At 71.5% G+C, this 14,397-nt stretch carries 11 protein-coding genes; 6 read left to right on the forward strand and 5 right to left on the reverse strand.

Features of this window, described 5'->3' with window-relative positions; translation table 11 throughout:
* Window positions 1–144: 144 nt before the first annotated feature.
* From VMS22_04785 to VMS22_04800, 4 genes are all read right to left on the reverse strand, one after another.
* On the reverse strand, window positions 145–963 hold the full coding sequence (locus VMS22_04785; protein ID HXJ33336.1) for a sugar phosphate isomerase/epimerase family protein: 819 nt from the start codon (window positions 961–963) through the stop codon (window positions 145–147).
* A gap of 8 nt (window positions 964–971) precedes the next feature.
* Window positions 972–2,066: a cytochrome c peroxidase gene (locus VMS22_04790; protein HXJ33337.1), complete on the reverse strand. Its 1,095-nt coding sequence runs from the start codon at window positions 2,064–2,066 to the stop codon at window positions 972–974.
* A 7-nt stretch (window positions 2,067–2,073) separates the two neighbouring features.
* A complete protein-coding gene (locus VMS22_04795; GenBank protein ID HXJ33338.1) occupies window positions 2,074–2,616 on the reverse strand; it encodes a hypothetical protein in 543 nt (180 codons plus the stop codon).
* Window positions 2,617–2,728: 112 nt separating this feature from the next.
* Window positions 2,729–4,027 (reverse strand): alpha/beta hydrolase, encoded by a 1,299-nt coding sequence (locus VMS22_04800; protein HXJ33339.1) that lies wholly within the window; start codon window positions 4,025–4,027, stop codon window positions 2,729–2,731.
* A gap of 25 nt (window positions 4,028–4,052) precedes the next feature.
* On the opposite strand from VMS22_04800, the gene VMS22_04805 reads away from it, so the two are divergent.
* Genes VMS22_04805 through VMS22_04820 form a run of 4 tightly spaced genes read left to right on the forward strand, consistent with a single transcriptional unit; the run spans window position 4,053 to window position 10,050 of the window.
* On the forward strand, window positions 4,053–4,910 hold the full coding sequence (locus tag VMS22_04805; protein HXJ33340.1) for an isocitrate lyase/PEP mutase family protein: 858 nt from the start codon (window positions 4,053–4,055) through the stop codon (window positions 4,908–4,910).
* Window positions 4,910–6,469, forward strand: a complete 1,560-nt coding sequence (locus VMS22_04810; protein ID HXJ33341.1) for a class I adenylate-forming enzyme family protein — start codon at window positions 4,910–4,912, stop codon at window positions 6,467–6,469. The genes VMS22_04805 and VMS22_04810 overlap by 1 nt, the downstream gene beginning before the upstream one ends.
* Window positions 6,459–8,063 carry a GMC oxidoreductase gene (locus VMS22_04815; protein HXJ33342.1) on the forward strand — a complete coding sequence of 535 codons (1,605 nt, stop codon included), beginning with the start codon at window positions 6,459–6,461 and terminating at the stop codon, window positions 8,061–8,063. The genes VMS22_04810 and VMS22_04815 overlap by 11 nt, the downstream gene beginning before the upstream one ends.
* A 13-nt stretch (window positions 8,064–8,076) precedes the next feature.
* Window positions 8,077–10,050 (forward strand): tetratricopeptide repeat protein, encoded by a 1,974-nt coding sequence (locus VMS22_04820; GenBank protein ID HXJ33343.1) that lies wholly within the window; start codon window positions 8,077–8,079, stop codon window positions 10,048–10,050.
* On the opposite strand, the gene VMS22_04825 is transcribed toward VMS22_04820, so the two are convergent.
* Complete coding sequence (locus VMS22_04825) at window positions 10,051–12,759, reverse strand: hypothetical protein (protein HXJ33344.1); 2,709 nt, start codon at window positions 12,757–12,759, stop codon at window positions 10,051–10,053.
* A 95-nt stretch (window positions 12,760–12,854) separates the two neighbouring features.
* Here VMS22_04825 and VMS22_04830 point away from each other — a divergent pair, with 95 nt between their 5' ends.
* On the forward strand, window positions 12,855–13,520 hold the full coding sequence (locus VMS22_04830) for a hypothetical protein (GenBank protein HXJ33345.1): 666 nt from the start codon (window positions 12,855–12,857) through the stop codon (window positions 13,518–13,520).
* A 145-nt stretch (window positions 13,521–13,665) separates the two neighbouring features.
* Window positions 13,666–14,397 (forward strand): SAM-dependent methyltransferase, encoded by a 732-nt coding sequence (locus tag VMS22_04835; protein HXJ33346.1) that lies wholly within the window; start codon window positions 13,666–13,668, stop codon window positions 14,395–14,397.

A 14,397-nucleotide genomic window follows, 5' to 3' on the forward strand; every position in this document is an offset into this window, starting at 1 on the left:
GGGGACGGGGCGGAGGCGCCTGCGAAGCGGCGCGACGCTACGTGAAGGCCGAGACGCTCCCTATGTGTTCTCGCGCGGCGTAGCCGAAGCCGAAGCCTTGCCCCCGCCCTCGCGGCACCTACGCGCGGCGACGCGACGAACCGCCTAGCGCCCGCCCTGCAGCAGCCGCCCGAACGCATCTCGCGTGTGCGCCAGCGCCCGCTCGTAACCCATGGCGTCGATGTCGTCGGAGATGATCTCGGCTTCGTACCACCCCCGGTAGCCCGAGCGTTCGAGGGCTCGGATGATGTCGCGCAGGGGCAGGATGCCCTCGCCCAGGAGCGCGCGGTCGAGCGTGCGCATCGTCAGCGGCTTGTAGTCCGCAAGCTGCACCGCGTGGATGCGGCGCCTGGCGTCTGCGGCGATCGTCTGGAGGAGGCGGCGCTCCCAGCCCGAGTGCCAGACGTCGAGGACGTAGCCGCCGCGCGTGCCGGCGCTGCGAGCGATCTCGCGCGCGTCGGCGAGCGTGTTGATGAACGACAGGTCCTGGCGGAGCGGATGGATCACCTCGATCGCGAGCTTGAGCCCCGCCTTCGTCGCCTCCGGCAGGAGCGCGGCATAGGCGTCGCGGTACACTTTCGCCGCACGCTCCCACGGGGCGCCCTCGCGCCCGCCGGCGATGACGACGAGCACGTCGGCGCGAAGCTCGCTCACCCACTCGATCGCGCGGCGCACCTGCTCCATGCCGGCGCGCATCGAGGCGCCGGTCACCCCGAAGCGGCCGTACGAGCCCACGTGCGCGACCTTGAGGCTCGATCGCTTGAGCAGATCGATCGCCTTGCGCACGCCGAAGGCGTCGAGCTTCGTCGAGGCGAGACTGATCGAGCGGAAACCCGCGCGCTCGAGGTGCCGCACGTCGTCCGCGAGCGACCAGCCCCGCATCATGTAGTGGCCGATGGTGAGACGTTCGGGTGCCGGGGTCACCGGACCCGTCAGCGCGGGAGGTGCGACCGCAACGCCTCGACCGCGGCATCGTCGCAGAGCTTGCCGGTCGGACCGCGCACGACGACCGGCGGGCCGCGCAGCGTCTTCAGGAACGCGTAGAGCTGGAACTTCTCGTCGGGCGTCAGGCCGAGCGGCTGTCCGACCAGCGGGTCGTGGTTCGGATCGCTCCCGCTCTGCGCGTCCAGGTGATCGATCACGTCCGAGAGCGTGTTGGCCGAGCCGTCGTGGAAATACGGCGACGTCGTCACCACCTGGCGCAGGGTGGGGGTGAGGAACTTGCCGCCGTCCTCGGGATTGCCGGTGACGCGTGCGCGGCCCTCGTCGGCGCGGATGCCGTTCGCATCGGGAGGCGACGTACTCACGTTGTGAAAGCGGCCGTCGCTGAAGTTGGGTCCGTTGTGGCAGCGTGCGCATCCTGCCTTGCCGGTGAACAGCGCCACGCCCTTCTCCGCCGCCTCGGGGATCCTGCCGCGCCCCTGGTTCCACTTGTCGAAGGCCGTCGCGCGCGTGACCAGCTGGCGTGCGAAGACCGCCAGCGCCTTGCCGGCGAGGTCGAACACCGCCTCGTCGTCGAGGGTGCGGATGTCGCGCCGGAACGCGCGCTGAAATCGGGCGACGTATCCGGGGTGCGCCCGCAGGAGACCCGCGAGCCGCCCAGCGGCCTCGGGGCGCGTCTTGCCGAGCTGCTGGTTGTCCTCGATCCAGGGCTCGACGAAGGCATGCCCCAGGTCGTCGGTTCGCCCGTCGCGGAAAAACGCCGGGCGGTAGACGATGTTCAGGAGCGACTCGGTGTTGAACGGCAGCGTGAAGAAGATCGTTCCCTGGCTCGTGTCGGGACGCGGCTTCACCAGATTGTCCTGCCAGTTGGTGTTGTAGACGTGGCAGTTGTTGCACGCGGTGAAGCCCGAGCCGGACAGGCGCTGGTCGAAGAAGAGCTCCGCGCCGAGGTCGCGACGCGCGGGCGTCGGCGGGTTGCCCTTGTCGCGTGGCGGGTGCCCGAGCGGCGGCAGCTCCGGGTAGCGCAGCTCGCCGGCGCCGGCGAACGCCGGAAGCAGCAGGCACAGGATGAGTAGGCGGTGCACGTCGTCCTCAGAAGATGATGAAGTGGCGGTTGGTGAGGATCACCGTCGCGTCTTCGCAGCCGACCGGCACGCGCACCGAGACGCCGGTCGGCTCGCAGCCCGTGTTGTCGAACGCGGCCAGATCGCCGCGCTGCGGCCCGAGCCCGCCGCCCGGAACGACGTCGACGAACAGGAGCATTTCGTACTCGCCGGGCGGGAACGCCGCGGCCGTGGTGATGGTCGCCTGCGCGCCGTGCATGGCGCCGATCGTGATGCTGTCCGGCACGACCTCCTGCAGGAAACCCTGGAACACCTCGCCGCGCGGCAGGAAGATGAAGAGCACGCTCTTGCCGTCGAGATCGGCGACGGGGACGTGATAGGGCCCCGACTGCGTGATGACCTCGACGCTGTCGTTCTCGACCGCAAGGTCGATCTGCAGCGTGATGCGATGCTTCTCGTCGGGGTTCGCGCAGCGTGGCGTGGTGGCCGTGCGGTGGCAACGACACATCGCCTCCCCCACGGCGGGAACGAACGCGGCCACGACGAGAGCCGTGAGGAGCAGCCGGAGCATCGGCGGTCGGGTCTCTACCCGCTGGCGACGGCCATAGTCAAGGTTCAATTCGCGAGCAGCACCGCGGACGTTGGCTCCAGGAGCGATCCGCAACGAGCGCGGCGCGCGCGGCTCACACCGGCCATCGCTCGCGCAGCCACGGCACGATGATCTCGTCGGCGACGCGATCCTGCGGGTGCGCGAGCTTCGATCCCTTCTCGCCGGCGGGGTAGAGGTAGTGGCTCGCGCCCGAGAGCTCGCGGTACGTCTTGTCCGTCGCCGCCGTCCGGTCGTACGCCTGCCGGCACTCGCTCGGATAGATGTCCATGTCGGCCATGGCGCACACGGCGAGCGTCGGGACGCTCACCTCGGGCAGCGTGCGCTCGAGCGCGGCGTTCGACGAGAGGCCCGACCAGGTCGAGAGCCAGCCGCGTGCCGTCATCGTCCGTGCCAGCCCCTCGCCGTAGTTCCCGACGACGGGGTCACGACCATACGAGAAGATCGATCCGAGCGGGCGCTCGGACGGATCGAGCCGCGGATCGAGGTAGCGTGGATCCGCGAGCGTGCGGTAGATGAGCAGGTAGGGGCGCTGCAGGGCGTGGCGCGCGAGCCGCGGCCGCTCCTCGGCCGGCGCGGTGCCGAGCTTCTTCTTGAAGTACGCGGCCTCGTCGATGCGCTCCTGCGCGGCGCGATCCAGGCGCTCGCAGCGCGCGCGCTGCTCGGCGCGAAACGTCGCGAGGAAATCCGCCGAGTAGCTCGAGGGCCCGTCGCCCATCGGCCGGTAGCCGTTGCGTGGATCGTACATGTCCAGGCGCGGGTTCGACGCGATCGGGTTCGCCTCGTCGATGACCGACGGGTCGAGACGATCGAGCAGGAACATGCCCTCGCCCGGATGCGCTGCGAGCAGGATCAGACCGTCGGCCATCGGCATCGCGGTTTCGTCGAGCGGCACCCGATCGCCCGACGGCGCGCGCACGATGCGCTTCTCGGGCGCCCGGCCCGCCTGCTGGAGGTAGAACGCAAAGAGCGACCCGCCGCCGGAGTTCGCCAGCAGGACGACCTTGCGAAAGCCCTGCGCGCGCAGCCACGTCATCGTGCCGGCGACGTCGACCAGCAGGCGCTCGTGGAGCGCGTCCGCGTCGTGGTTCAAGTACCGGCTCGTCGACCCCATGAACGCGTAGCCGGCCGACGTGAGCTGCGGCGCGAGGTAATGGCGGCTGAAGTCGGCCCGCGGATGCATGGCGACGAGGACTGTGTCGGGATCCTTCTTCGCGGGGCGGTAGAGGATGCCCGTCAGCGGAAACCCGTCGGCGGCGGCGTGATCGACGATCTCGCGGCGCACGGCCGGATCGAGCGTCCGATAGCAATGTGGGAACACGATGCGCTGGACGGTCGTCTGCTCCGCGTGGATCATGCTCGCGATCTGTGCCATGGATCGTCGCGCAGCGGCAACCGCAATGAATCGCATCACGGCCCTCCTCGCGGGCGACGGCCCGCTGGTGATTCCCGGCGTCTACGACGCCCTGTCGGCGAAGCTCGCCGCCGAAGCGGGGTTCCGCGCCGTGCTCGTCTCGGGCTACTGCCTCTCCGCGACCCGCCTCGGCGAGCCCGACTTCGGGCTCATCACGCAGACCGAGGTGCTGGACGCGGCCGCGCGCATCGTCGCGGCGGTCGACATTCCCGTGCTGGTCGACATCGACACCGGCTACGGGAACGCGTTCAACGTCGAGCGCACGGTGAAGGAGCTGGTCCGCCTGGGCGCGGCGGGCTGCTTTCTCGAGGACCAGGTATGGCCGAAGCGCTGCGGCCACATGGACGGCAAGCGCGTCGTCCCGCTCGACGAGTACCTGCCGAAGCTCGCCGCCGCGCGTGAGACCGGCGGGCCGGACTTCTGGATCACGGCGCGCACCGACGCCCGTGCGGTCACGGGGCTCGACGACGCCATCGCGCGCGGTCGCGCGTTCGCGCAGCACGGCGCGAGCGCCGTCTTCGTCGAGGCGCCGGAGTCGGAGGACGAGATGGCGCGCGTGCGCACGGCGATCCCGCCCGACGTGCCGCTCGTCGCCAACATGGTCGAGCAGGGCAAGACACCGATCCGCTCGGCGGCCGAGCTGGCGGCGGCGGGCCATCGGCTGGTGCTCGTGCCGGTGGCGCCGCTGCTCGCCTCGACGCACGCGCTGCGGGCCCTCTTCGCGACGCTCGCGCGCGACGGACGCACCGCCGCGATGGCCGATCGCATGACGACGTTCGGCGAGCTCAACGCGCTCGTCGGGTTGGGCGAGCGTTACCGCCGCGAGCGCGACTGGCTGCGCTGATGCTGCGCGCAGCGACGTTGCCCGAGCTGCTGCAGGCCGCGGCGGCGGAAGCGCCCGATGCCGAGGCCTTCCGCTATCGGGACGAGCGGCTCACGTACGTCGATTGGCGCGACCTCGCGGATCGGCTCGCCGGCGGCTTCGCGGCGCGCGGGGTCGGACGCGGCGACGTGGTCGCCCTGCTGCTCCCGTCGACGCCGCTCTATCTCGTGGCGTACCTCGCGGCGGCGCGGATCGGCGCCGTCACGACCGGCATCAACGCGCGCTACCGGCGCACCGAGATCGGTCACGTGCTGCGGCAGTCGGGCGCGAAGCTCCTCCTCGCCATCACGGCGTGGCACGACGCCGACTTCCGCGCGGTGGTCGAATCGCTGCGCCCCGAGCTACCGGAGCTGGCGGCGATCTGGGTCGAGCCGGGGGCGGTGCGCGCGAGCACGCGCCGCGTGATCGATCCGCTCGCCGCCGAGCCACCCGCGGCGGGCCCGCTGCCGGACGATCCGGCGGCGATCATCTTCACCAGCGGCACGACCGCCGCGCCGAAAGGCGCGTGGTACACGCACCGAAATCTCCTGGCGCTGGCCGAGATCGAGGACCGCCGCCATCCCGGCGGCGCCCCGCACTTCCGCAAGCACCTGGCCGCCGGGTTGTCGTTCGCGCACGTCGGCACGATGGCCCGGATCGCCGTCCAGATCGGCACCATCGGCGGGTCGATCCTCCACGACGCCTTCGATCCCGCCGTCATGATGGAGACGATCGAGCGCGAGCGGCTCGAGCACATCGGGTGCATCCCGACCCAGGCGATCATGCTGCTCGACCATCCCGACCGCGGCAGCCGCGACCTCTCGTCGGTCCGCAGCGTGCTCCTCGGTGGCGCGCCGTCGTCGCCGGAGCTGATCCGCCGCGTCGAGGAGACGCTCGAGGCGAAGGTGGTGGTGCGCTACTCGTCGACCGAGGTCGGGATCGCGACCGGTTCCCTCCCGGACGATCCGATCGAGATCCTGTCGACCACGGTCGGGAAGGCGACGCCGGGCGTGGAGCTGCGGATCGTCGACGCGGAGAATCGCCCGCTGCTGGCCGGCGAGGTCGGCGAGGTGGTCATTCGCTCGCCCGCCACCATGCGCGGGTACTGGCGCAATCCCGAGGCGACGGCAGCCACGATCGACGCCGACGGCTGGATCCACACCGGGGACCTCGGCTCGCTCGACGCGGCGGGGTATCTGCGGCTGCGCGGCCGCCAGAGCGAGATGTTCATCCGCGGCGGCTACAACGTCTATCCGTCCGAGGTCGAGGACGTGCTCGCGCGCCACCCGAAGATCGCGCGCGCCGCCGTGCTGGGTCTGCCGGACGACCGCATGGGCGAGGTCGGTTGGGCGTTCGTGCAGGCGCGTGATCCCGCCGCGCCGCCGACGCTGCACGAGCTGCGCGCCTTCGTCGGCGAGGAGCTCGCGAGCTTCAAGCGTCCCGACGGTCTGACCGTGCTTCCCGAGCTTCCCGTCACCCCGATGTTCAAGGTAGACAAGCGCGCCTTGAGATCGTACGCCGAGAGCCATCGTGTCCGGTAGCGCGGACGCCGGCGCGGACGTGATCGTCGTCGGCTCCGGTCCCGGCGGCGTCAACTGCGCGGCGCCGCTGGTCGAAGCCGGGAAGCGCGTCCTCATGCTCGATTTCGGGAACGAGGACCGGCACTACGCCGGCTTGATCCCACGCGAGCCGTTCTCGACGCTGCGACGCACCGACGCAGGCCAGCATCGCTACCTCCTCGGCGACCGGTTCGAGGGCGTGCCGTTCGGCGGCGTGCGCGTGGGCGCACAGCTGACGCCGCCCCGCGCGCACATCCTGCGCGACGCTCCGGAGCTGCAGCCGGCCGAGACCGACGACTTCGCCGTCTCGATGAGCCTCGCGCGCGGCGGGCTCGGCGCCGGCTGGAGCGCCGGCGTCTTCCCGTTCACGGACGACGAGCTGCGCGACATGGGCTTGTCGGTCGCCGACCTCCAGCCCCACTACGACGCCGTCGCCGAGCGCATCGGCGTGTGCGGCGACCACGACGACCTGGCGCGCTTCTTTCCCGAGAGTCCGAGCATCATGCCGGCGCTCGACGTGGACGTGAACGCCGAAACGATCCTCGGCCGCTACGACCGGCGCCGGGCGGCGCTCGCGGCGAGGGGGTTCTACCTCGGCAAGCCGCGGCTCGCGGTCTGCACGCGCCAGCATCGCGGGCGCGGGCCGCACGGCTACCTCGACCTCGAGTACTGGGCCGACATGGACCGCAGCGTCTACCGCGCCCAGTGGACGCTCGACGAGCTGCTGCAGGCGCCGAACTTCACGTACTTGAATCGCCGCCTCGTGCAGGGCTTCCGCGACGACGGCGCCGTCGTGCGGATCGAGGTGAAGCGCGCCGACGACGGGCTCGTCGAGGCGCACCTCGGCCGCAAGCTCGTCCTCGCGGCCGGCACGTTCGGCACGGCGCGCATCGTCCTGCGCTCGCTCGATCGCTACGGCACGCGCATCCCGATGGTGTGCAACGCGTACGCCTACGCCCCGATGCTCAACCTCGGCATGCTGCGGCGCGCGACGCGCGACCGGCGCTACAGCTTGGCCCAGCTGACGGCGATGGTGCAGCTCCCGGGCCGCGTGCTCCAGTCGCAGGTCTTCTCCTACCGCTCGCTCCTGACGTTCAAGCTCATGAAGGAGGCGCCGATCGCCTACCGCGAAGCGCGCCGCATCCTGCAGGTGATGATCCCGAACTTCGCGATCCTCGGCATCCACCACGAGGATCGTCCGGGCGAGGGCAAGTACTGCATCCTCCATCGCGGCGAGCCCGATCGGCTCGAAGTGCGCTACCGCCAGACGCCCGACGAGGTACGGATGCAGCAGGCCGACGAAAAGCTCCTGCTCGGCTTCTTCCGCCAGCTCGGTTGCTTCCCGCTCCGCATGATCCGGCCCGGCAACGGCTCGAGCCTGCACTACGCCGGCACCTTCCCGATCGTCCCGGCGGGCGACGATCCGCTCACGTGCGACCGCGACAGCCGCCTGCGCGCCACGCGCAACGTCTACGTCGCCGACGGCTCGGTGTTCCCGTGGCTGCCGCCGAAGGGTCTCACGTTCAACATCATGGCCAACGCGGACCGCGTGGGGACGCTGCTCGCGCGCACGTAGAGGATCGCGTTTCGTGCGTCGGCATCTCCCGGCCGCGGCCCTGCTCTTCGCCGTCGCGTTCCTGGTTCGCTGGTGGTTCCTGTCGGGGCTCGTCCTCGGCGACGACGCGCAGGAGTTCTCGGTCGTCCAGCGTGTCCTCACCGGCGCACCGAACCTTCACGAGCAGCTCCAGCTCCGCTTCGCCGGCTGGGGCCTGAATTGGCTCTTCGCATACCTCTTCGGCATCTCGGAGACGACGATCCTCCTGCCGACGTGGATCCTGTCGTCCACCTTCGGCGTCCTCGCCTACGCGCTGCTCGTGCCCGGATACGGTCGCGGGCGCGCGTTCGTGGCCGGGCTCGCCGTCGCGACGGCCCCCTTCGAGGTGGTGCTGGGCACCGTGCGAACGAACGACCTCTATCTCGCATGGACGCTCGCGGTCGGCTTCGTCGTGCTCGCACGGCTCGAGCACCGTCCGGTCCTCCAGGGCGTCCTCGTCGCCCTCTGCCTGTGGCTCGGGTTCTACGTGAAGCTGTGGGCCGTCTACGCGCTGCCGGGCCTCGCGCTCTACTACGCGGCGGGACGGCGCTGGCGCGGCGCGATCGCGTTCACCGTCGCGAGCGCCCTGCTCCACGGCGCGACGTGCGCGTACTGGTGGTGGACGCTCGGCACGCCGATCCCGTTCATCGAGAGCCACGCGGCCAACTACCCCGTGGCCCTAGGCGACCTCGGACGGGAGCTCGGCCACTACCCGCAGATGCTGTTCCGTGGTTCCGAGTTCGGGACGACGCTGTTCGGGGTCGTGCCCTACCTCCTCGTCGTGCTGCTCGTGATGAAGGCGCTCAGCCGGGCCTCGGGCCGCTTCGACCGCCTCGACGCCCTCCTCGCCGGGTTCTACGGCAGCTTCTTCGTGCTGCTCGAGTTCTTCCCGAACGGCTTCTCGCTCGACGCGTACTACACGGTGCCGCGCATCTTCCGGTACCTCGCGCCGCTCTCCTTTCCGATGGCGGCGCACGTGGCGAAGCTCCTCCTCGACCGCACGCGCGAGGACCGCCCCGTCGGCGTGGCCGCGGTCTTCGTCCCGCTCCTCGTCCTCAACCTCATCGGCGCCGCGAACGCGACCGGGCCGGGGCGCGTCTACCGCGAGGCGCTCTTCCGCGTCGTCGACGCGATCGAGCGCGCTTCGCCGCCGAAGATCGTCGCCGACACCACCGTCGGCTACTGGCTGCGGATGCTCGTCCTCGATCCCGAGGAGGTCCGAGCCGAGGTGGCGAACCCGGAGGGGATCTACGGCGCAAAGGACTGCGAAAAGTGGCTCCGCGACCAGCAGGCCTCGTTTCCCGCGGGAACGCTGCTCGTGACGGGGCTCTCGGGCTACGTGCACTACGGCGCCCACCGCGACGGCTTCCGCCTCACCTTGTTCGAGGCGCCGCTCGATCCGGGCTGGGAGCTCGTGGGCGAGTACGGGCTGCTCACCTATCTGCCGCAACCCGAGCCGGCGCGGCTCTGGCGATGGAAGAACAGCCCCGCCGTGGTGACCGGCGAGCTGCGCGCGGAGGACGTCTCCTCGCTGGCGGGCATCACGGATCCGAACGTCCTGTGGACCGACGGCATGGCCCGCTACGACCAGAAGGACTACCCGGGCGCGCGTCCCTACTTCCGCGAGCTCATGCGGCAGTATCCAGGCAAGGCCGAGGACGCGATGTTCTTCTACGCCGCGTCGTTCTTCCGCGAGAGCAAGTGGATGCGCGCCCAGCGCGAGTTCAAGCGCCTCATCGGCCGCTTCCCGAACGGGCGCTGGGCTGCGGGCGCGCAGTGGCACGTCGCCGTGTGCGATCTCCGTATGGGGCACGTCGCGCGCGGGCGCGCGCGCCTCGAATGGATCCTGCGCCGCTACCCGAACGACAAGGGCACGGTGCAGCTCGCGCACGACGAGCTCGAGCAGCTCCGGCGCCGGCGCGGCGGCGTCCTGCTCGACCTCTGGGACCGCCTGCGCGGCCGGTCGTAGTCAGCGCGCGGCGGCGCACGACGGATCGACGACGACCTCGAACGTCCGCACGAGGCCGCCGGCCGCGACGGCGAGGTAGCGACCGGCGCCTCCGATCGTCGTCAGGAGCAGCTCGCTCGTCCCCATGCGGTCGACGCGCCTCGTGCCGAGCGACCCTCCGGCGTAGTCGTAGAAGCTCGCGACGCCCGTGCGCAGATTGACGGTCGCGATCCAGGTCGATCCGGCCGCGATCGGCGTGCACTCGTCGGTCGTCTCCCGCACCGTCGGTGGCACGCGGGCATCGAAGCGCACGACCTCGCGTTGCGTGGCCGGATCGAAGACGAGGATCTGCTGCTCCGCGCCCGCCAGCACGACCTCGCCCCGCGGCCCGCGCGCGATCCCCATCCACCCGCCGGGCGGGATCGCGGCGGCCGCGGGATCGGTCGAGGCGACGCGTCCGGTGAACGGCTCGACGGTCCACCAGGCGCCGCCGATGCGTGCGGCGCAATCGAGCCCGTAGTGGATCGCGACGCCGGGCAGGACTTCGCCGGCCCGTCCCGACGGGAGCTCGACGGTGCGCTGCACGCCGTTGGTTCCGAGCAGCTCGACGACGACGTGGCCGTCGGCGGATCGGGCGACGGCGCCGCCCACCGCCGTCGCAGGCATCTCGATTCGCGCCGCGCGGAAGGCGGCCTCGTGCCAGCTCGCGACCAGCCACTGTGGCGGCTCGGCTGCGCCGGCGTCCGCCGCGGCGGTCACGAGGAATACCGGATCGATCGTCCTCGTGACCGGCCGACTGGACAGCGTCACGCACCGCGAATCCTCGCGTGGATCGAAGCCGACGGCGAGATCCTGGATCACGGCGAGCGCTTCGGCGCGGCGATGCCACGGCGTCACGACGCGGATCCCGCCGTCCGGGCCGAGCGGGGTCGGGAACACCTCGAGCGTGCCGCCCGCCCGCACGAGCCGCTCGGCGAGGCGCCGCTCCCAGAGCGTCGGGCGCTCGAAGTGCCAGACGATGTACGTCGCCCTCGTGTGCTCGACGCGGTGAGCGAGGTCACCCGCGAAGGTCGTCGCGTAGCTGTCGAACATGCGGCCCGGCGTGGGCGGCTCGAGGTCGAAGTTGCCCATGAGCGAGTAGCCTTCGACGAAGCGCCGCGGCGCCCGCGCGCCGAGCGCCGCGATCTTGCCGTAGGTCATGAGCCCGCCCGGGCTGGTGCGGTTCTCCCGCTCGGCGTCGTTGTCGAACAGCACGACGAACGCGCCGTCGGCGATCTCGCGCCGCCACTCGCGCCCCGCTTCGAGACACCGGGTACAGGTGATGCCGTCGCCGAATCCCGCCTCGGCGAACGGGATGTGCTGGCCGCTCTTCTCGGGCAAGGCGGCGCTCAACGCGAACACCGCCGCCGTTCCCCAGAGCCCGATCGACGCGACGATGACGCTGGCGACCGCGATGCGCACCCGCCGAGACCAGCTCCGTCCAAGCCCGTCGACCAACGCCAGCACGCCGTGCGCGGCGAACGCGCACCACGCGAGGTCGAAGACGATCGCGCGGCGGGAGGTCATGACGCTCATGGCGGAGAGGGCGAAGCCGGCGATCCCGAGGGCGAGCCAGAGCCACTGCGTGCGGACGCGACGGCAGACGGCGAGAAGACCCAGCACCCCGAGGAAGGCCGTCGGCAGCAGCGTGAGCCCGCCGTCCTGCATCCCGGGTCTGGTGGCGCTCGACCCCCACCCCGTCCGGCGGGTGAAGAAGTACCGTTCGAGCGTCGAGCGGCTCTCGATCCCGATCGACGCCGCGTTGCGGGTGACGAACTCGACGAGGTTCCGCTCGCCCTTGTTGCCCACGTAGCCCGTATAGGTGGGCCAGAGGCCCGGCACGACGTTGCCGCGCCCCACCGCGTACGCGATGGCGCCGAACGCGACGACACACGCGAGCACGAGTCCGAGGCGTCGCCCGAGACTCGTGCCCCTCGGCGCACCCCCGATCAGCGCGGCGAGCGCGAGCGGAATCGCCACCCGGGCGGCGTAGTAGTGATAGACGCTTGCCCACGCGAGGATGCCGGTCACGATCGCGAGCAGGACGCTCCGCCGTTCGGCCGCGATCCACCCGACGAGCATGGCGAGGAGCACGTGCGCGACGGCGCCGCTGTAGTGCGAGCCGAGGCGCGACCACATGATCTGCATCGGCGAGACGGCGACGAAGGCGGCGAACAGCAAGCCGAAGGCGGGAGAGCGGACGCGGCGGCCGAGGGCCCAGGCGAGCGCGACGGCGGGGATCCCGAACGCCGCGCCCGCCAGCGTCGGAAGGCCGAAGCGCGCGCCCAGCCGGGACTGCAGGGCGATCAGCACGGGCAGCAGGATCGCCGAGTCGTGCGCGGCCCAGGCCTGCGTCGCGCCGAGCTGGCGGACGATCGTGCTCCACGCCGTGTGCTGCTCGAGCATCCGTCCCACGTGGAGGGTCGGCGCCTCGGAGAACCAGAACGGCGGCGTCGCCGTACCGTCCCAGCCGACGACGCGGACGAGCGTGGCGACGGCGAGGATGCCGGCGAGGGCGAGATACTCGGTTCGCGGCGCCGGCGGCGGCCCGTCCAGCCGGGAGGCGTCGTCCTGGCGCGCGCGCGCGCCGAGGAGGGCGTTCGCAGCGAGCACCACGAGGCCGGCCGCGGCCGCGGGTGTGAGCCACCGCTCGACGGTCGCCGAGAGCGCGATGAGATCTCCGCTCGTCATCTGGGCGCCCCGATTCCTAGCCAGCACCGGGCCGGGAAACCAGGCGCGGTGCATCGGCGGTTGCGACGGGTGGAGTCGCTCGCGACAATCGGGGCGTGCCGGCGCAGGCGTGGGCCGACCTCCAGTTCGACGTCCAGCCGACGGCGATGCTACCGCCCGGCGTGGAGGACATGGTCCTCGGGCTGTTCGCGCGCAGCTATCGCGAGGCCGACGCCGAGTACCTCCGCGAGTCGATGCACCACCTCGCGAACGTCTCGCTGGCCTTCCACGACGGCGATCTCGTCGCCTTCGCGCTGTCGTCGGTCCGCCGTCTGGACCTTCCGCGCCTGGGTCCCCAGGTCGTGCATCTGGGCGGGCTCGCATGCGTCGCCCCCGATTTCCGGCGGCGCGGCCTGCTCGTCGAGCTGAGTCGCCTGGGCATGGGCTCGGGACCCGAAGCCCCTCGCCTCGCCTGCGGGCGCACGGCGCATCCCGCCAGCTTTCGCCGGATCCCCACCATGCCGGGCGGCGTCCCGAAGCCGGGGGTCCGACCCACGGTCTGGCAGCAGGAGGTGGGCCGGGCGATCGCCGGCGCATACGGCGTGCGTCGATTCGAACCCGAGACCTTCGTGTGCGTCGGCCGCGGCCGTCCCATCGGCCATCCCGTGATCGACATCGACGCGACGCCGCAGGAGTGGGAGCTCTTTCGCACAGTCGATCGCGAACGCGGCGACTCGCTCCTCGGCATCGCCTGGCTCGATGGCCCGCCGCCGGGCTGGTAGCTCCTCTGGCCGGCCGCCCTTCCGTCGTGCGATAGTCGGCTCGATGACGGGCTTCGGCTGACGCTGATCCAACGGCGGCACCTCCGCTCTCCCGCGAGGTCCTCCCGCCCGTCCTGCGACCAACGGCCGCAGGACGGAGGGGATCATGGGAGCGCGAAGGCGTGCCGCACGCCGTGAGTTGGAGAAACACCTACGCCAGGTTCGACCGGACCTCACCGATCCGGTCGCGGCGATCGTGTCCGGCCAGGTCCTGGTCGACGGTCGCATCGTGACGAATCCGCGTTCGTTGGTGCGGATCGACGCCGCGATCGTCGTTCGCTCATCGGTGCCGCTGCGCGGCGAAGCGAAGCTCCGCGCGGCGCTCACCGCCTTCGACGTCGGCGTCGCGGGTCGGGTCGCGCTCGACCTCGGCGCGGCGGCCGGCGGCTTCACGCGCGTCCTGTTGGCCTCGGGTGCGCGGCGCGTCTACGCCGTCGACGCGGGGCACGGGCAGCTCCTGGGGTCGCTGCGACAGGATCCACGGGTCGTGAACCTCGAGGCGACGAACCTCGCCGCGCTGGGTCGCGCGCTCGTGCCCGACACGGTCGGCGTCGTCACGATGGACCTCTCGTACGTCGCGATCGCGACCGCGATCGGACAGCTCGGAGGGGTCGCCCTCGACGCGGACGCCGACCTCGTCGCGCTCGTGAAGCCGATGTTCGAGCTGCGGCTGCCCCAGGCGCCCGACGATCAGGCGTCACTCGAGCGCGCGCTCGTTCGCGCGATCGACGGCGTCGAGGCGGCCGGCTGGCGCGTCGTCGCGCACGTTCCCTCGCCGGTGCGAGGCAGCCGCGGCGCGGCCGAGCTGCTGCTGCACGCGCGGCGGGAAGGACCGTAG

The sequence above is a fragment of the Candidatus Eisenbacteria bacterium genome (assembly GCA_035577985.1).
GTDB lineage: Bacteria > Desulfobacterota > Binatia > DP-6 > DP-6 > DATJZY01.